The organism is Pseudomonas sp. DCB_BI (genome assembly GCF_026240995.1).
Classification (GTDB): domain Bacteria; phylum Pseudomonadota; class Gammaproteobacteria; order Pseudomonadales; family Pseudomonadaceae; genus Aquipseudomonas.
Map to the genome: position 1 here is coordinate 53,672 of NZ_JAPFCG010000023.1, position 18,354 is coordinate 72,025.

Below are 18,354 nucleotides of genomic sequence, written 5' to 3' on the forward strand. Positions count from 1 at the left end.
CCGGCTTTGCCGGTGTTCGCGGGCGCGCCCGCTCCCACAGAAGCTGCGTAAGGCCGGGAATAACAAAGGGCGACCGAAGTCGCCCTTTGTTTTCTCAGGTGGATCAGCCGCGGCGGCGCAGGGCCTCGATGCGGTCTTCCAGCGGTGGGTGGCTCATCAGCAGGCCGGCCAGGCCGTGCTTCAGGCCGCCATTGATGCCGAAAGCCTTCATGGTGTCCGGCATGTGCACCGGCAGGCCTTGCTCCACGCGCAGGCGCTGCAGGGCGCCGATCATCGCCGAGGTACCGGCCAGTTGCGCGCCAGCTTCGTCGGCGCGGTACTCGCGGCGGCGCGAGAACCACATCACGATCATGCTGGCCAGGATACCCAGGATCAGCTCCGCCACGATGGTGGCCACGTAGTAGGCAATGCCCTGGCCCTCTTCGTTCTTGAAGATCACCTTGTCGACGAAGTTGCCGATAATCCGCGCGAAGAACATCACGAAGGTGTTCACCACGCCCTGTACCAGCGCCAAGGTGACCATGTCGCCGTTGGCCACGTGGCCGATCTCGTGGGCCAGTACCGCGCGCACTTCATCGGGCGAGAAGCGCTCCAGCAGGCCCTGGGACACCGCGACCAGCGCGTCGTTGCGGTTCCAGCCGGTGGCGAAGGCGTTGGCCTCATAGGCCGGGAAGATGCCCACTTCGGGCATTTTGATGCCCGCCTCACGGGACAACTCCTCGACCGTTTGCAGCAGCCACTGCTCGTGGCGCGTGCGCGGCTGGCTGATGATCTGGGTGCCGGTGCTCATCTTCGCCATCCACTTGGAGATGAACAGCGAGACGAGGGAGCCGGCAAAGCCGAACACGGCGCAGAATACCAGCAGGCTGCTGAGGTTCAGGTCAACCCCGTTGGCGGCCATGAACCCGTTGAAGCCGAACAGGCTCAGGGTAATGCTTGCAACCAGCACCACCGCGAGGTTGGTGGCTACAAACAACAGAATGCGCATCATGGTTGTTACGTTCTCCTGACGGATGAGTTGTTGCTTACTGCGGGGTATATAAGGGGACTGCCGTGCCGTTTCAATCGGGCGACTATTTCAAACTGTGTACGGCGGAGTATGGCAGAGGATGGCGTGGGGGCTGTGGGATAGAGCGTTGCAGGATGTAAGAAACATTCGGTTTGGGGTTGTGGCGAAGCCACTGGGTGTATGGCGCGGGGGCTGTGGCGCCTGTGAGATCGAGCGCCGCCCGCGCGGCGCATCGCGAGCTGCGCTCGCTCCTACGTTTGTTTCGGGCCAATTCTGCCTGCGGGATTTGCGCGCGTAAGCCTTGGGGCATGACGGGATATCGCGTCATACAAACAAGGCGGTCGCGCGCGCCTGTCACAGGCGTTACTGGCCATAAACAAAGGTAGGAGCGAGCGCAGCTCGCGATGCGCCGCGCGGGCGGCGCTCGATCTGCGCATCAACTCAAAAAACCCGTCGAACCTTACTGCGAGTAACCCTTCAGGAAATTGCCAATCCGCCCGATCGCCGCTTCCAGGTCATCCACTCGCGGCAAGGTCACCACGCGGAAGTGGTCCGGCCATGGCCAGTTGAACGCAGTACCCTGAACGATCAGCAGCTTCTCCGACAGCAACAGGTCAAGGGCGAACTTCTCGTCGTTGAGGATAGGGCACACCTTCGGGTCGATCCGCGGGAACGCATACAGCGCGCCCATCGGCTTCACGCAGCTTACGCCGGGGATGTCGTTGAGCAGTTCGTAGGTACGGTTGCGCTGCTCCAGCAGACGCCCCGGTGGCAGTACCAGGTCGTTGATGCTCTGGTAGCCGCCAAGCGCGGTCTGGATGGCATGCTGCGCCGGCACGTTGGCGCACAGGCGCATGTTGGCCAGCATGTCGATGCCTTCGATATAGCTTTGCGCGTGGTGCTTGGGCCCGGAAATGATCAGCCAGCCGGAGCGGAAACCCGCCACCCGGTACGACTTGGACAGGCCGTTGAAGGTCAGGCACAGCAGGTCGGGCGCCAGCGAGGCGGTGCTGATGTGCACGGCTTCGTCGTAGAGGATCTTGTCGTAGATCTCGTCGGAGAACACCACCAGGTTGTGCTGGCGGGCCAGCTCCAGCATGCCCAGCAGCAGCTCTTTGGAGTAGACGGCGCCGGTCGGGTTGTTCGGGTTGATGATCACCAGCGCCTTGGTATTCGGGGTGATCTTGGCCTTGATGTCCTCAAGGTCAGGGAACCAGTCGGCCTGCTCGTCGCACAGGTAATGCACCGGCTTGCCGCCGGCCAGGCTCACGGCGGCGGTCCACAGGGGGTAGTCGGGTGCCGGGATCAGCACTTCGTCGCCGTTGTTCAGCAGCGCTTGCATCGACATCACGATCAGCTCGGACACGCCATTACCGAGGTAGATATCCTCGATGGTGACGCCTTCGATTTCCTTCTGCTGGCAATACTGCATCACCGCCTTGCGCGCGCTGAACAGGCCCTTGGAGTCGCTGTAGCCCTGTGCGGTGGGCAGGTTGCGGATCACATCCTGGAGGATTTCATCAGGCGCCTCGAAGCCAAACGGCGCCGGGTTGCCGATGTTCAGCTTGAGGATGCGGTGGCCTTCCTCTTCCAGGCGCTTGGCGTGCTTGAGCACTGGGCCGCGAATGTCATAGCAGACATTGGCGAGCTTGTTCGATTTGCTGAACTGCATGATGGGATCCCGATTGAGAAAACGCGCTACGCCCCGCCGAAACGTTTGAAAGGGCAGGAAGCGGGTGCCAGACTGAACGCCTGGCACACGAAGCCAACTAATATACGTGCCACCCGCGCCCCGGAAAAGACGGTGCGGGGTGAATTTCAGCCTGCCGAGGTCCCTACATGAAAAAGATCGAAAAAACCCTGGACGAATGGCGGTCGATGCTCGACCCCGAGCAGTACCAGGTCTGCCGCCTCAAGGGCACCGAGCGGCCATTCAGCGGCAAGTACAACAGCGAGCGCCGCGACGGTATCTACCACTGCATCTGCTGCAGCGCGAAACTGTTCGATGCGCAGACCAAGTTCGACTCTGGCTGCGGTTGGCCGAGTTTCTACGCCCCGATCGAGGACAGCGCGATGATCGAGATTCGCGATACCTCCCACGGCATGATCCGTACCGAGGTCACCTGCGCCCGTTGCGACGCGCACCTGGGCCACGTGTTCCCCGACGGCCCGCCACCGACCGGCCTGCGCTACTGCATCAACTCGGTGTGCATCGACCTGCGCCCTCGCGACTGACCGGAGCCTGACCATGGCGGCATCAATGCTGGAGATCGCTTGCGTGACCCTGGGCGGCGAGCACAAGAAGCTCGGTGACTTTCCGGGCAAGGCACTGCTGGTAGTCAATACCGCCAGCCAGTGCGGTTTTACCCCGCAATACAAGGGCCTTGAGCAACTGTGGCAGGCCTACCGCGAGCGCGGCCTGGTGGTGCTGGGCTTTCCGTGCAACCAGTTTGGCAAGCAAGAACCGGGCGAGGCGCGCGAAATTGCCCAGTTCTGCGAGCGCAATTTTGGCGTGAGCTTTCCGCTGTTTCGCAAGATCGAGGTCAACGGCCCCGGCACTCATCCCCTGTATGTCGAACTGAAGAAGCGCGCCCCAGGGGTGCTTGGCTCACAGAAGATCAAGTGGAACTTCACCAAGTTCCTGGTCGACCCGGCCAGCGGCCAGGTCAGCCGCTATGCCCCGTTCACCAAACCACAGGCCCTGGAAGCTGACATCGAGCGCCTGCTCAGCCGCTGAGCGGCACCCAGTGGTCGACCAGCGCCAGCAACTCTTCGCGGCGGAACGGCTTGGCCAGGTAGTCGTTCATGCCGGCGGCCCGGCAGCGTTCGCGTTCTTCGGGCATGGCGTTGGCGGTAAGGGCGACAATGGGCAGCTCGGGCCAGCGGCCGCTCTGGCGGATGCGTCGGCTGGCTTCGTAGCCGTCCATCACCGGCATGTTGCAGTCCATCAGCACCAGGTCGAAATCATCCTGCTCCAGCAGCTCCAAGGCCTCGGCACCCTGGGTGGCGAGCTGTACCTGGCAGCCGAGCTTGGCCAGCATGCCCTTGGCCACCAGCTGGTTCACCGGGTTGTCTTCTACCAACAGGATGCGCGCCCGGCCTTGCTCCAGGGTAACGCCTGGGGTGGCCAGCGGGTGTTCGGGCTCGTGGCCCTGCAAGGTGCGGCGTAGCGTCTGGTATAAGGCATTGCGCGCCAGCGGCCGGGCCAGCTGATGCAGCGGTGCCAGGGCCAGCGCCTGCTCGCTGGACAGGAAGTTGCCGTAGGCGGTCACCAGCAGGATCGGGGTTTTCAGTGCCGGGCGCAGTTCGAAGACGTGTTCCACGTCGTCGGTAATCAACAAGTCGAAAGCTGTGGCGTCCAGCCCGGCGACGCTGTCGTACCGCTGGTACACCAGGCCCCAGGCGGGCAGTTGTGCCTGCAGCAGTTCGTTGAGCCCGCTGCCGGCTGCACTCAATGCGGCCACCCTGCCGTGCAGCGGTGCCGGTGCGATGGCTTCGGTGTGCACGGTCAGCGGCAGCTCGGCGGTAAAGCAGCTGCCAAAGCCTGCTTCGGAGCGTATGTGCAAGTGGCCGTGCATCGCCTTGCACAGGTTGCGCGTCAGTGCCAGGCCCAGGCCGGTGCCGCCATACTGCCGGGTGATACCGGCCCCGGCTTGGGTGAAGGGTTGGAAAATTCGTGTCTGGGCCTCTTCGGGGATGCCGATACCGGTGTCGCGCACCTCCAGGCGCACACCACCGACGATCGTCACCAGGCGCACATCGACGCGGCCAAAACGGGTGAACTTCAGGGCGTTGGACAGCAGGTTGCTGACGATCTGCCGTACCCGCGTTGGGTCGCCGAGCACGCTGCTGGGGAAATCGCCGGCAATCAGGCAGGTCAGCTCCACGCTCTGTGCGGTGTTTTGCGACAGCAGGTTGGCGGTGTCCTCGACCATCGAGCCCATGTCGAAGGCAATGCGCTCCAGCTCCAGTTGGCCGGCATCGAACTTGGACAAATCGAGAATATCGTTAAGCAGCTCAACCAGCACCTTGCCCGAATCGTGGGCAATCGCCAGTTGCTGGCGCTGCTCGCCGGGCAGCGGGTTGTCCAGCGCCAGGGCGATCATGCCGAGCATGCCGTTGAGCGGGGTACGTATTTCGTGGCTCATGTTGGCCAGGAAGGCGGCGCGAGCCTGGGCCATGTCCAGGGCCCGGCTGCGGGCCTGTTCCAGTTCCTGGTTGGACAGGCTCAGGCTACTGTTGCTGGCCTTGAGCTCGTCGGTGCGCGCCGAGACGATGTCTTCCAGCTCGTTCAGGTACTGAGTCAGACGGTTTTCCGCAGTGCGCCGCTGTTCGATCTCGGTGGCCATGCTGACAAATTGCTGGTTGGCAACCTTCACCAGCACACCGATTTCATCGTGTTCGTGGCCGTGCGGGCATTCCAGGCGGGTTTGCCGGGGTTTGCGCGGGTCACTGCCGCTGAGCGCACCGATGACTGTGACCAGCGGCTTGGTCAGCATCATGTAGAACAGCGCCAGCAGGATGCCGGTCAGCACCAGGCTGCGGGCGAAGCCGTTGAACAGGGTAATGCCGGCGCGGTCGAGGAAGCGACTGCCGAAGGCGTAGGTGTCGACGTCCAGGTACAGGGTGCCAAGATAATCCTCGGGCATGTGAGTGAGGAACAGGCGCTCCCTGAACTGGCGCTGCTCGCCGAACAGGAAATCGCTCAGTGGCCGGTAGCGGTCCTGCAAGGGCGGGCGCTCGACATCGGCCAGCACCGTTTCGTTGTTGTCGATCAGCCGGGCGCGGATGATCGCCGGCGATTGCAACAGGCCGCGGGTAAGCTCCAGGGCCAGCTCCGCGTCAATGTTATAGGCAATGCGCGAGGCCGGGTTGTGGCTGATTTGCAGCAAGGCGCGCACTTCACGGTTGATGGACGCGTCTTCGCTGGCATAATCGATGCCGATCTGGATGAGACTGAGCAATGTTCCCAGGATGAAGCCGACCAGGACTGTCAACCGGGCTTGCTTGTATGACAGGCGATTGGTGAACTTGATATCCATGAGTCCCGAGCCGGTTTCACGTTCCTTGCGCTGCGCAAGCATAGCCGAATAGCCCCGGCTGCTGGTGGGTCTGTCTGTTCATTTCAGTTGATCGCCAAGTGGGCGCGTTGTGCCCCCAAAAAACTGAAATTGTTAGGAGTCGTCATGGACGCTCGCTTGATTGCTTTTCTGGACCGCGCCGAATCGGTACTGGCGCGCCTTGAACCTTTGTTGCCGGCACAACGCCCGAGTATCGACTGGGGCACCACCCTGGCCGCACGCTGGCAGCGCGACGGCCGCAGCGGCTACCTGCTGCCGCTGGAAGTCAGCCTGGATATCCGCCTCAGCGACCTCATCGGCGTCGACCAGCAGCGCGACCAGCTTGGCCGCAACACCCACCAGTTCATCAACGGCCTGCCGGCCAACCACGCGCTGCTGTGGGGCTCGCGCGGCACCGGCAAGTCGTCGCTGGTTCGCGCCCTGTTGGCCGAACACGCCGGCGCCGGCTTGCGCCTGATCGAAATCGAACGCGACCACCTGGCCGACCTGCCGCGCGTGGTCGAGCAGCTGCAGAAACTGCCGCAACGCTTCATCCTGTTCTGCGACGACCTGTCGTTCGAGGCCGGGGAGGGTGACTACCGGGTGCTCAAGAGCGTGCTGGACGGTTCGCTGGAGCAGGCCCCGGACAACGTGTTGCTGTACGCCACTTCCAACCGCCGCCACCTGGTGCCCGAGAAAGAAAGCGACAACGAGAACTGGAAGCGTGTGGACGGCGAGCTGCACCCCAGCGAAGCGGTGGAGGACAAGATTGCCCTGTCGGACCGTTTTGGCCTGTGGCTGTCGTTCTATCCCTTCACCCAGGAGCACTTCCTGAATGTTGTGCAGCACTGGATTGGCCAGTTGGCACAACCTGCGGGCCTTGTGTGGCAGCGCACTGAAGAACTCGACATCCTCGCCGTGCGCTGGGCCACCGGCCGCGGTAACCGTAATGGCCGTTGTGCCTATCAGTTCGCCCGCTACTGGGTCGGGCTGCAATTGCTGGAGCAAAAGTAAATGATCGACCTCAATGCCAGTGGCGCCGGCCTCGACGGCTATGACCTGCTGGCGGCGCAAGTGCAGGCGCTGTTTGCCGACGAGCGTGACTTCATCGCCAATGCCGCGCAGTTTTCGGCGTTTCTGTATAACCAGGTGGACGACCTGAACTGGGCGGGGTTCTACCTCAACCGCAACGAAGAGTTGGTGCTGGGCCCGTTCCAGGGCCAAGTGGCGTGCGTGCGCATCCCGTTCAGTAAAGGCGTGTGCGGCGCTGCGGCGGCAACGCGGCAGACCCAACGGGTTGAGGATGTACATGCGTTCCCGGGCCACATTGCCTGTGACAGCGCTTCCAACAGCGAGCTGGTGATCCCGTTGGTGAAGGACGGCAGCTTGATTGGCGTGCTGGATCTGGATAGCCCGACGGTCGGGCGGTTCAGCGAGGCGGACCAGGTGGGGCTGGAGCGGTTGGCAGCGATCTTTCTGGCGTTGACTGACTGCTGATCGATATTGCCTGTGCCGGCCTCTTCGCGGGCAAGCCCGCCCCTACAACGGTATTCATAAACCTGTGGGAGCGGGCTTGCCCGCGAAGAGGCCGGTACCGGTTAATCAATCAGTCGTAGATCACCTTCTTCTTCCAGGTCTCTTCCTCATCGGTCTTGAGCCCATCGGTCAATTCGTTGTGCTCGTCCTCTGCGGGGGCCATGCGGTCCAGCACCTGGCCATTGGCCCGGGCCAGTAGCTTCTCAAGATACGTCAGCTGCTCTTCATACACTTTCGGCTCGGGCTGTTTGCGCAAATACTGCACGCCGCGCTCGAAGGCCAGGCGCGCCTGGCCGGGCTGGCCTTTTTGCAGGGCCTGCTGACCAAGGTTGTTGAAGAACTCGATGTGCAGCAACACCAGGATATGGCGGATTTCCTTGACCCAATGCTTGGCTTCGACGGCGGGCAAGAAGCCCTCTTGGGCTGCGCGGGTCACCTGATTGTGCAGCGCCTCCAGCAAGAAGCGCACATCCTTGGCCTTGACCTCGGTGTGGATCGGGTTGGGTGGGTTGTTGACCGGGATCTTCTCGCCCAGTGCAATCAACCCTTCCAGTTCGGCGAGGCGCGCCTTGAGTTCGGTATTGCGCTTGTCCACCGCCAGCAGGCGCTGGTTGAGGTTCAGCTCCAGGCGGGCCAGTAGCAGTTTGAGAGCCGGGGTCATGAACTGGCCCGGGAACGTCTCGGTGATCTCGCCACAGCGGCGCAGGCGGTCGGCCAGCTCGACCTTCGTCCGGGCGCGGTCCAGCTTGCCATTCTCGACCACATTGTTGAGGTAGCCGATCACGATCAGCAACGCGATGCCCGCCACGATGAGCAGGGTGATCAGAAGTGGTGTCACCGTTAATGCCTCATGAAAAGGTTTGCATGATTGAGTGTAGGAGCGAGCTTGCTCGCGAGAGGCCCTGACAGCCATTCTCTTTTTCTATCGGCGAACTGTGCCATGGCTGGATGCTGGCACATTAATGCTGACTTGACGCCAGAAAATCAACGCCAAACCCTTGCAGGCTTACCGAAACAGCGCTGGGTGTACCCGGAAGTCATTGATTTAAATAAATTTCTACAAAGGGGTTGACGCCTTCCCGAACCATCCATAGAATGCGCGCCACTTGCAGCGTAAAGCACACAGCGAAACGCGGCAGGGAGTGAAAGCAGGCAGTAATGCCAGCAGCGTGTCCCCTTCGTCTAGTGGCCTAGGACACCGCCCTTTCACGGCGGTAACAGGGGTTCGAGTCCCCTAGGGGACGCCAATGCGGGAATAGCTCAGTTGGTAGAGCACGACCTTGCCAAGGTCGGGGTCGCGAGTTCGAGTCTCGTTTCCCGCTCCAGTTTCTCCGGCACTGCTTAACGGCGGGGCAGGAAAAGAAAATCCAGGCTGAATCGTGAGGTTCATGTTCTGGTGCACTGAAAAGTGTTGTGTGTCCCCTTCGTCTAGTGGCCTAGGACACCGCCCTTTCACGGCGGTAACAGGGGTTCGAGTCCCCTAGGGGACGCCAAATGCGGGAATAGCTCAGTTGGTAGAGCACGACCTTGCCAAGGTCGGGGTCGCGAGTTCGAGTCTCGTTTCCCGCTCCAGTTTAAATACTGTGGCGTCTATGCGGTGCAGTGGTGGTGAAGGCTGTAAAGGCGCTTCACGCCGATAGTGGTAAAGCTTCAAATTGCGGGAATAGCTCAGTTGGTAGAGCACGACCTTGCCAAGGTCGGGGTCGCGAGTTCGAGTCTCGTTTCCCGCTCCACATATCGATCTACAGAGTTCCACGGAAGTCTGTAAGTCGCTCAAAAAAAGACGCTTCGGCGTCTTTTTTCGTTTCAGTCAAAGCTATCAGGATCCATGGGTATCCCAGAAGCTCCCTCGAGCGCGCGCTGACCCGCAGCGTCAACTGGTATTTTTGCCAGTGGTGCATCTCATTGGCTTTATCTATGTTGGCCTTTAGTCAAAACGTAAAGGTCTGATCCATGGCTGCGTTCTTCAAGTACGTGCTTGTGGGCGTCTGCAACACTGCCATCCATGTAGCAGTATTCATCGCGATGCTGATGACTGGCAACAATCAGGCTGTGAGCAATCTGGTCGCCTTCATCATGGCGCTGTCATTTTCGTTTCTGGCCAATGCTAGGTTCACCTTCAAGGCCTCGGTGTCTCTGCCACGCTACCTGAGGTTCGTGGGTGGGATGGGCAGCCTCGCCGTGGCATTGGGCTATCTCGGCGACCGTTTGGATTGGCAGCCAATGTTCACGGTAACGCTGTTCTCTTTGCTCAGCTTGGTGCTGGGCTTCTTGTTCTCCCGTTGGGTCTTCATCGAGAAGCGCGGATGCATATTTCGCTGATCGTGCCGGTGTTCAATGAAGAGAAGGCGATCAGGCCGTTCTATGACGCGGTGCGCCGGGCGCTTGCCAATGAGGCTGATCAGGTCGAACTGATTTTCATCAATGACGGCAGCCAGGATGGAACTGAACGGCAGATTCGCCAACTGATCGCAGGGGACCCCGATGTTGCGCTGATCGACCTGTCACGTAACTTCGGCAAGGAGGCCGCGTTGTTCGCTGGGCTGGATCAGGCCAGCGGCGATGCAGTCATTCCAATCGACGTCGACCTGCAGGACCCGATCGAGGTCATTCCACAGCTGATCAAACAATGGCGGGCGGGTTTCGATGTCGTACTTGCCAAACGCCGTGATCGCTCATGTGACAGTTACTGGAAGCAATATACGGCGGCGATTTTCTACTTCCTGTTGAATCGCATATCGCAGATTCGTATCGAGGAGAATGTCGGTGACTTCCGCTTGCTTGACCGTCAAGTCGTGGACGTAATCAAGTCGATGCCCGAACAGCAACTTTTCATGAAAGGCATGCTGTCATGGCCAGGGTTCAGGACCGCAGTGGTCGAGTACGAGCGTTCCTCGCGAACGGCAGGAAGAAGCCGTTTCAACGGTTGGAAACTGTGGAACCTGGCTCTGGACGGGATCACCTCCTTCAGTACCGTGCCCTTGCGAATCTGGACGTACGTGGGAGGCACCATCGCCTTGCTCGCGCTGGCTTCAGCGGCCTGGCAGGTTATCGACAAATGGCTCTTCGGCAACCCGGTGCCGGGATATCCCTCGCTGATGACAGCCATCTTGTTTCTGGGTGGTGTGCAATTGATCGGCATCGGTGTATTGGGCGAGTACATTGGGCGAATTTATATGGAATCCAAGCACCGGCCGCGATATGTGGTCAAAGGTATGGCAGGGGGGCGCACGTCGCAGAAGGCTCGTCATCCTTTAAAGGAAGATTGATGATACGCCTAGAAATCGAGCGTAAATCCATTGCCCATGGGTTAGCAGTCGTTTGCATTTTGCTCCTTGCGCTCGCGGTCAGGCTTTACCAGATTGAACTGCAGGTCGTCTGGTTCGATGAAGCCTACAGTGTGTGGCTGTCCAGAATGTCCCCAAGGCAAGTCATCCTGTTTACCGCGCGCGATGTGCATCCCCCTTTGTACTACCTGATATTGCATGTCTGGATGGACTGTTTTGGTGATAGTGTTGTGGCCGTCCGTAGTCTGAGTGCTGTGACAGGTGTTGCCACTGTCGCCATGGGGATGCAGATTGCACATCAGTTTGCGTGCTGGCGTACTTGTGCAATGGCGGGTTTGCTCTTGGCGGTTTTCCCTATTGGGGTCTACTACAGCCAGGAAATCCGCATGTACTCGCTACTCGGCTTGCTCATGCTTTCGGCTCTGTATGCGGTACTGCTTTGGGGGCAGCAGCAGCGGCATCGATACTTGCTCGCTTATAGCCTGTTGATGGTCGCGGGATTGTACACACACTACTTTGCGGTACTGTGTGCATTATCCTTTTGGTTGTACGTACTGTTGGCCAGGGGGCAGAACGGGCGATTGCTCATCTGGTCGAGGCCTTGGTGGATCTACAACGTGGGGATTGCGTTGGCCTTTTTGCCCTGGCTACCCACATTGATCGAGCAGACCGGTCGCCCCAATCTGATAGCGTGGATAGCCGCAGCGACACCGATGACGGTGCCGTTTGCTTTTTTGCGAGCATTCGCATTAGACACCGACATGGCAGGCGCCAGTTTGCTGGCAGTGGCCTTTACATTGATTCTGCTTGCTAGCGCAACGCGCCTCTGGTGGCGGGACCTCGCATTGTCCCGACCCGGATCAATGCTCGTCATCTACTGTTTCATCCCGCTGCTGGTGACCTGGTTGGTTTCCTGGGTGAAACCATTGTTCATGGAGCGCTATTTGCTGTTTGCCTTGCTGGGCTTACCCATTCTGCTGGCCAGTGCACTGGCTGAACTCCGTCAGAGCTGGCGTGTGCTGTTACTGGTTCTTTGCGTGTTCTTCGAAGCGACAGGCATGGTAAATCTATACTGTCGGCAATTTAATCTGCGGGGCGGCAGTGAATGGGTCGACAACCGGCTCGACGCTGTCATGGCTCAAGTCAACTCACGATGGCTGCAAGGTGATGCACTGCTCGCCGATGACAGAGTCTGGTCATTGACTATTGATTTCTACAACAAGACTGGTACCGCACCGCTGGTCTACAAACCTTACTACACCGATCCTGCCACTGCATTGTATCCGCGCGTCGCACAACGGGTGGTCAATGACCCACGAACACTGGAGCACCGCTACAAAAGAGTCTGGTGGGTCACCAGCGGCCCTGTGACGGAGATCGAACGTACAATGATGCGGAACTGGGTCAGCCTGGCTGCGATCAGCAAAGGCGATTCGCGAGCACTACTGTTCGCGATGCCCGATCAATCGGCAAGCCGCGACTGAGCTATTCAGATGCCTGCGCCCGTTGCAGCCAAGTGCTTGAGTCATGCGCGCGGCAGAAAGGCTCAAACAGGTATTACATGTTTAGAGCTTCTGATCTCTGGGCCTCGATAGGTTGATTGCCCAATCATCCATCGGGCTTATGCCATGCAGACAGACCAAATAACGACTGCTCCTGACCCCCTTGTTCTAGCGCAAGCTTACCAAGACAACCTCATTGCCAAGCGCCTGCCAGGTTGGCTGAAGGCAGCGTCACAGCAGGAACTGCAGCAGCTGGGCGGGGCGATGCAGCGCAGCCTGGAGACGCGCCGCAACCTGTCCAAGCTAATGGCACGCATCCAAGGGATCGACACGTTTGCGACCTCGCTGCTGGAGTCGCAGATGCTGGTGCAGTTCGGGCATGAGTATCAGGTACGCCGTTGGGAGATGCTGGTGGGCAACCGGCAAGTGGTGATCAATACGGTACCCGTAGGCGCGCACCTTACCGAAGTGGAGTATGCGCCGATACCACTTGTGGAGGCAGCCCTGCGAAACTTCACTGAGGCAGAGTGTGCTTCGGATAGAACCCGGGAGGGCGCCCAGCCCAGGGGGAACCGCTTGCAGAACCGTCGACAGGGAAGTGTTACGCCCCCCAGTGCCGACCATTTTGCACGGTTCTGTCGTCAGGTGGATCTTGGCGGGCAATACCAGCGTCATCTGGACGCAGTGCTTCAGCCTGCTGCCGGTTTCGACGATTCCACAGGTGCTCCACGGTTATTGGCAGAGGCTCATCGAGAGGCGCTATTGGTCGACGCTTACCAGGCCAAGCTGAATGGACAACTCACGCAGGCCGAGCTTCACCTCATCGTAAGCCTTTGTGCCGACAATACGCTGGGGCGACTGAAGGGTGATCTTGTAGTCGCTAACCGTCTCCAGCTATTGGGCTTCACGATACAGCAGGTGGTGGTGCTTGCGGTCATGGATGAAGGCTTGCTTCGAAATACGATCAAGCGGGTGCTGGTGCATATTCCGGGCGATGGTCATGGTGCTTGGTGCGCCTTCGAAAGTTTGCGCACCTTCGCGAATGCCTTGGGCCGACGGTTGCGCGACCCTGGCTATCAACGGTTCTTCAGCCGCTTTGTACGACGACGCGACAGCCAGGCTTTCTTCGGCGAAATCATTCCGGCCTATTCAGACCTGGTGATGACGGCCAATTACGATCTGGATGAAGAGCTCGAGCCGTACCGAATGCCGCTGTTCAACACACTGGCGATGGCACGTATTGAACAGATCAAAGATGACGCGGCGATGATCGCCGTCCCTGTAGCGAAACTGGACCGGGAGGTCGAAGCTGCGCATAACCGGCGCATGGCTGCAGAAGGGTGGACACTGCTGAATTTGGCGGGGCTGTTCGTACCCATCATTGGTGCGGGGTTGCTCGCGGTTACGGCGTGGAAGTTGCTGGGTGAGGTTTACCATGGCCTGGAAGCATGGCGCGAGGGTGATGATAACGAGGCGCTGCGCCACCTGATCAATGTAGGGGGCGATGTGGCAGCGGTAGCGGCGACCTCGGCGGGTCTCTTGTTGACGCGGCGCCTATGGCAAGGGGCGACGGTGGTGGACGAGCTGGTGCCTGCCCACCTTGAAGACGGTACTGTCAAACTGTGGAACCAGGACCTGTCATCGTTTCGTCGCGCGGCGCCGGGGGCAGGGGCCGTTCGCGATAGTCAGGGGATCTACCGCGCAGGGGAGCATGCATGGATCAAGCTCGATGATGGGTTCTACGCTGTTGCACAGCAGGCGTCGACGGGTGAGTGGAAGTTGGTTGCGCAGCATGGACATGCACCGTTGTTGTGCCACAACGGCGCCGGTGCCTGGCGCTTGTGGAGTGAGCAGCCTGCTCAATGGGACGATACCTTTGCGATGTTCCGGCGTTTGGGAGGTGATGCCCAAACACTGGAGGATGAACAGATAGCCCATGCCTTGGCCGCGCATGGTATGAGCGCGGATCACCTGCGCGCTGTGCATGTCTATGGTCAACGGGTAGATCCTGAGCTCATGGACACGGTATTGCGCATCAAGATCGACCAGCGAATTCAGGGCGCCATTCGTGATCTGCGGGAGGGTGCCCAGGTAGCCGATCAGGTGCTGGTGGAGCAGGCACAGCGCTTGTTGGAAAGCACCACACTCCATGGTGCTGACTTGGCCGATCGGATTTCGGTTCGCCGTCGTGAATTGTTCCAGCGCTTGTACGACGGTGCCCAGGAGAGCGATTCACCGGGCGTGGCGTTTCTTCGCCGGGCGTTCACACGTTTGCACGGGGCTGCAGCAAGAGGGTTGTTGCGTGCTGCCAGCGTGGCCGACCAGCGGTTGGTCGAGAGCGGCACCCGCATTGCTTTGCGATTGTCCGAGGCTGCGCGGTGTAGCGTGCAGCGTATCCGCGTTGCGCGGGTGATCGAAGCATATCTGATTGAATCTCCCCAGGATGCGGATACCGCACGCGTGGCGGTGGCGATGTTGAAACACCTACCCAACGCCGCCGCAGGGATTCGCTGGCGTTTGCTCGACGCCGGCAGTGGTGCCGATATCGTCTTGACGGAGGGTGAACTGGGCAGCCTGCCACGAGGCTTGCTTCACCGTGCCGGGAAGTTCCAGTTGCTGGATGACCAGGGTAATGCCATCGGCACTCCCGGCGAATTATTCGAAACCATGTCCGCTGCTTATAGCCTAGAGCAGCGGCAGCAACTGGGTATCGCAGACCCCTGCGCACACCATCTTCGGGTTTTGTTAGGCAGGCAGATTCAACTGCGGCGGCAGGAGGTCGAGAACCTGTTTGCACCACAGCACGATGCCAATGCCTGGTTCAAGCCTGTTCGTCGGTTGAGCGATGGACGTGTGGGTTACCCGCTGAGTGGGCGTGGAGCTGCTGGGAGCTCGCAAGGACCAAGGCCGCAAGCGTTGCTCGCCATGGTTCGTGCCTTGTACCCCTCGTTCACAGTGGCGCAGGCCGATGCCTGGCTAGCGGACATCCAGGCATCGGGCCTGAATCTTGAAGCAGAGCTTGACAGGCAGGGGAGGGAGTTGCAGTCATTGAGCACAGCGCTTTACCAGTGGCAGATGCAAACACCCATGGGAACTGAGCGCAGTGCCAGGCGCGCGTTCAGGGAGGCGTTGCGGGGGTGCTGGCAGCGACGTATTACCTTCTCCAGATCAGCGAGTGATCAGAGCCAGAGCTACCGCTGGGCTGTTTTGAATTTGTCCTTGCCAACACTACCCGAGCTACCCGCCAGGGTCAGTTTCAACCACGTCACCGAGTTGGCGTTGTTCGAGTTGGGGCTGACGTCGTTGCCAGAGCGGTTTATAGAGGCATTCCCACATTTGCGAACATTGGAACTGCCTGGTAATCAATTGACGCGGTTGCCGTCTTCTCTGATGCAGATCAGGTCTTTGCGTAGCCTGGACGCGTTTGGTAACCACATTACCTTGGATGCTGGGCAGGCGACGATTTTGTCGTGCTGCGAATCGTTAGAATATATCAACCTGTCTTACAACCCGTTAGGGCGTGTTTTTTCTGTCAGTGGCTTGAGCCGGTTGCGCCATCTGCATATGCGCAGTACCGGCATCAACGATTTCCCAAATGCGCTGGCGATTCGCCCCGATCTGATGCTCGCAGATTTTCGTGATAATCAGATAGCGGCAATACCTGAAGCATTCTACCGGGCTCCCGGCTGGGTTCGGCGTAGCATCCTGGTTCGAGGCAACCCGTTGGCCGAGGTGGAGCTTCAGCGCTGGGACGCTTCGCTGGGGCCCTTAGGTACCTTGCAAGAGGCGTTGACGGTTCAACCCTCTGACGCGAGGCGGCAATGGCTGGATGCTTGCCAACGGGCGCGACGCGGCGAGTTCTCGCTCAGGTGGGACAGCTTGCAAAGCGACCCTGATACCAGTGCGTTTTTGGCCGTGCTCACGACACTTTTGCGCTCAGCGGAGTTTCAGCGCGCGCCCCAGGCATTGGCTGACCGGGTATGTACCATGGTTGAGGCCATGGCTGAATGGTCCAGCCTGCGGGAGGAGGTGCTCTCTGAGGTGACTGAGGTCAATTGCCAGGACGATGCGGCGCTGTGCTTCAGTAATCTGGAGGTGCGCATGTTGGTATGGCAGGCGCAGCAGCGTTCTGACCATCCGGCGGATGGCTTGTTGCACCTGGGAAGGCAGCTGTGGCGCCTGGAGCAGGTTGACCGCATTGCCCTGGAAGACATCCGGGCAAGGCGTGAGGCAGGCGGTAACCCGGACGAAGTCGAGGTGGGTTTAGCCTATCGGCTGTCGTTGCGTGATGCGCTGGACCTGCCTGCGCAACCCAGCGACATGCTGTTTGGTGAGATTTCAGGTGTAGACGAACGAAGAACGGCGGCTGCACTGGCGCAGGTCCAGGACGCTGAATCTCCAGCAAGCGTTGCGACCTCGATGGTGGAGAGAGCCTTCTGGCAGCGCTATTTACAGCGTACGCAGGGGGACCGGCTGGAAGCGCTTGATGCACCTTTCCACAGCCGCCTGGGGGCACTGATGGATGAACGCAACGTTTTGGACGGTGAGCGCTTGGAAGAGATGAACCGCGTTCGCGACGAGCGTGAGGCTGCACGGCGTCAGCTGATGTGGGCGTTGACCGTGCCAATGCTGGAAGAGGATGGCGCCCAGCGTGAGGCGGACAATGTCGAGCTGCCGCAGTCATCCGGGGCGTCTGCAAGTTGACGGGGGAGGAGCGGGTGGCCGATGCCAGCCCGCTCCGGATCGAGAAATGAACAAAGCGACTTGCGTTCGATTCTTCACGCCTGTTTCTCTTTGCCCTCACTGGCAGTCGGTCGTGCAAGGGGCCAGACCTGCCCCTTGCACCCATGATCCTGGCCCGTCCTACTTGTAATAGATCGTGAAGTTGAGTGCACTTTTGGCGGGGCCGCTCGTAACCTGGGGCGCCACTTGGTAGTAGCGGGCATTGAAGTCTATGCGCATGTCTCCGGGGGTGATCGCGCTTACGTCCAGCTCCTCGCCAAGCTTGGCAGGTGTCACCCCGTCGGCGCGCAGTATTTGCACGCCCAGGCCGGAGGCGTTGCCAACTTCGGGTATGAGGCTGAACAGGCCCTTGTCGGCATCGATCACGGTCGCGCCCTTGGTAACGTCCAGCTGAATGTGCACCCGTGCCATGCCACTGTCGTCAGCGCATTGGTTGAGGTTGATGTGGAACGGGATTGCAGGGGTGGTCGAGCCTTCGCCGCTAAAGCTGCTCAGCTCGTGGTGTTTGAGGTCTACCGGGTCGGCGCTGACCGGGTTGGCCCCCAACGAGCACTGCGCCTGCGTCACGGTGCCATGCAAATTGGCCTTGAGCACGCTGCCAACGCCGGTGAAATTGCCGGTGAACAGCTCCTGGCCGGCAAAGCTGTGCGGCCCCGGCGGTATTTCGCCAGTTTTGATCACGGTGATGTAGGTGTCCAGATAGGTGGTGGTGATGGCCAGCCCGGACGGCCTGTCCTGGTAGCCAGAGTAGGGGACGGAAACCGGGGTCCGTGGTATCCAATAGTTGTCCCATCCGCCCTCGTACGGTGCCCCCAGGCGCACATGTATGCCGACGCCGGGTATGTTGGTTTCGAGCACGCGGTCGGTTTCGACACCGCTGATGGGTGGCAACGGGCCGGGGAAGATGCTTGCTGTGTTCGGCAGGTTCACGTCGGCACGGTCGCCCGCGACAGCCACCGGGCAGAGGAGTTTATGGCCTGTGTCGTTGGGCGTCGACATTCTACTGGCGGTTCGGATGACGCTACCCACAGGCGCATCGCGCGGTACCCAAAGGTTACCCAGTTGAATGTTGTACAGCAGTTGCCCGCTGGGGAGGCCGCCGTCCCATCTGCAGAGTGCAAGTGCGTTGCTGCTGGCCAACAAGGCTGTCAATGCCAGGGGCAGGATCGCGCGTCGGATGAATGAAGCGTTCATGGGGATAGGTTCCGGTGCCGGGT

The 18,354-nt window shown here is 60.1% G+C and carries 13 protein-coding genes and 5 tRNA genes; 13 read left to right on the forward strand and 5 right to left on the reverse strand.

Going from position 1 to position 18,354, the window contains the following annotated elements:
• Positions 1-103: 103 nt before the first annotated feature.
• Entirely contained in the window at positions 104-991 is an 888-nt protein-coding gene (htpX, locus tag OO258_RS22525) for a protease HtpX (protein ID WP_012271122.1), read from the reverse strand.
• A gap of 478 nt (positions 992-1,469) precedes the next feature.
• Positions 1,470-2,681: a pyridoxal phosphate-dependent aminotransferase gene (locus OO258_RS22530; RefSeq protein WP_012271123.1), complete on the reverse strand. Its 1,212-nt coding sequence runs from the start codon at positions 2,679-2,681 to the stop codon at positions 1,470-1,472.
• Positions 2,682-2,848: 167 nt separating this feature from the next.
• Here OO258_RS22530 and msrB point away from each other — a divergent pair, with 167 nt between their 5' ends.
• Positions 2,849-3,244, forward strand: coding sequence for a peptide-methionine (R)-S-oxide reductase MsrB (gene msrB / locus OO258_RS22535; protein WP_016500928.1), 396 nt, complete (start codon positions 2,849-2,851; stop codon positions 3,242-3,244).
• 13 nt (positions 3,245-3,257) lie between these two features.
• Complete coding sequence (locus tag OO258_RS22540; RefSeq protein ID WP_110744597.1) at positions 3,258-3,746, forward strand: glutathione peroxidase; 489 nt, start codon at positions 3,258-3,260, stop codon at positions 3,744-3,746.
• Here OO258_RS22540 and OO258_RS22545 read toward each other — a convergent pair.
• Positions 3,736-6,093 carry a hybrid sensor histidine kinase/response regulator gene (locus tag OO258_RS22545; RefSeq protein WP_266032790.1) on the reverse strand — a complete coding sequence of 786 codons (2,358 nt, stop codon included), beginning with the start codon at positions 6,091-6,093 and terminating at the stop codon, positions 3,736-3,738. The two genes, OO258_RS22540 and OO258_RS22545, sit on opposite strands and share 11 nt — an antisense overlap.
• Before the next feature lie 102 nt (positions 6,094-6,195).
• On the opposite strand from OO258_RS22545, the gene OO258_RS22550 reads away from it, so the two are divergent.
• Together OO258_RS22550 and OO258_RS22555 are read left to right on the forward strand one after the other, a co-directional pair.
• Positions 6,196-7,083, forward strand: a complete 888-nt coding sequence (locus OO258_RS22550) for an ATP-binding protein (RefSeq protein WP_266032793.1) — start codon at positions 6,196-6,198, stop codon at positions 7,081-7,083.
• Positions 7,084-7,566: a GAF domain-containing protein gene (locus OO258_RS22555; RefSeq protein ID WP_266032796.1), complete on the forward strand. Its 483-nt coding sequence runs from the start codon at positions 7,084-7,086 to the stop codon at positions 7,564-7,566.
• A gap of 109 nt (positions 7,567-7,675) precedes the next feature.
• Here the strand turns inward: OO258_RS22555 and OO258_RS22560 are convergent, their stop codons facing one another.
• On the reverse strand, positions 7,676-8,443 hold the full coding sequence (locus OO258_RS22560) for a hypothetical protein (RefSeq protein ID WP_266032799.1): 768 nt from the start codon (positions 8,441-8,443) through the stop codon (positions 7,676-7,678).
• Between the two features lie 333 nt (positions 8,444-8,776).
• Here OO258_RS22560 and OO258_RS22565 point away from each other — a divergent pair.
• The 9 genes from OO258_RS22565 (at position 8,777) to OO258_RS22605 (ending at position 17,098) form a co-directional block, all read left to right on the forward strand.
• Positions 8,777-8,852 (forward strand) — tRNA-Glu (locus OO258_RS22565).
• A 2-nt stretch (positions 8,853-8,854) separates the two neighbouring features.
• Positions 8,855-8,930, forward strand: a tRNA-Gly gene (locus OO258_RS22570).
• Between the two features lie 92 nt (positions 8,931-9,022).
• A tRNA-Glu gene (locus OO258_RS22575) sits at positions 9,023-9,098 on the forward strand.
• A 3-nt stretch (positions 9,099-9,101) separates the two neighbouring features.
• A tRNA-Gly gene (locus OO258_RS22580) sits at positions 9,102-9,177 on the forward strand.
• An 85-nt stretch (positions 9,178-9,262) separates the two neighbouring features.
• Positions 9,263-9,338: transfer RNA gene (locus OO258_RS22585), tRNA-Gly, on the forward strand.
• Positions 9,339-9,558: 220 nt separating this feature from the next.
• Entirely contained in the window at positions 9,559-9,927 is a 369-nt protein-coding gene (locus tag OO258_RS22590; RefSeq protein WP_266032802.1) for a GtrA family protein, read from the forward strand.
• Positions 9,912-10,874, forward strand: a complete 963-nt coding sequence (locus OO258_RS22595) for a glycosyltransferase family 2 protein (RefSeq protein ID WP_266032805.1) — start codon at positions 9,912-9,914, stop codon at positions 10,872-10,874. The genes OO258_RS22590 and OO258_RS22595 overlap by 16 nt, the downstream gene beginning before the upstream one ends.
• A complete protein-coding gene (locus OO258_RS22600) occupies positions 10,874-12,376 on the forward strand; it encodes a glycosyltransferase family 39 protein (RefSeq protein WP_266032808.1) in 1,503 nt (500 codons plus the stop codon). Before OO258_RS22595 ends, OO258_RS22600 begins: the two co-directional genes overlap by 1 nt.
• A gap of 144 nt (positions 12,377-12,520) precedes the next feature.
• Positions 12,521-17,098 carry an NEL-type E3 ubiquitin ligase domain-containing protein gene (locus OO258_RS22605; RefSeq protein WP_266032811.1) on the forward strand — a complete coding sequence of 1,526 codons (4,578 nt, stop codon included), beginning with the start codon at positions 12,521-12,523 and terminating at the stop codon, positions 17,096-17,098.
• 159 nt (positions 17,099-17,257) lie between these two features.
• On the opposite strand, the gene OO258_RS22610 is transcribed toward OO258_RS22605, so the two are convergent.
• On the reverse strand, positions 17,258-18,331 hold the full coding sequence (locus OO258_RS22610; protein WP_266032814.1) for a fimbrial protein: 1,074 nt from the start codon (positions 18,329-18,331) through the stop codon (positions 17,258-17,260).
• Positions 18,332-18,354: the final 23 nt, after the last annotated feature.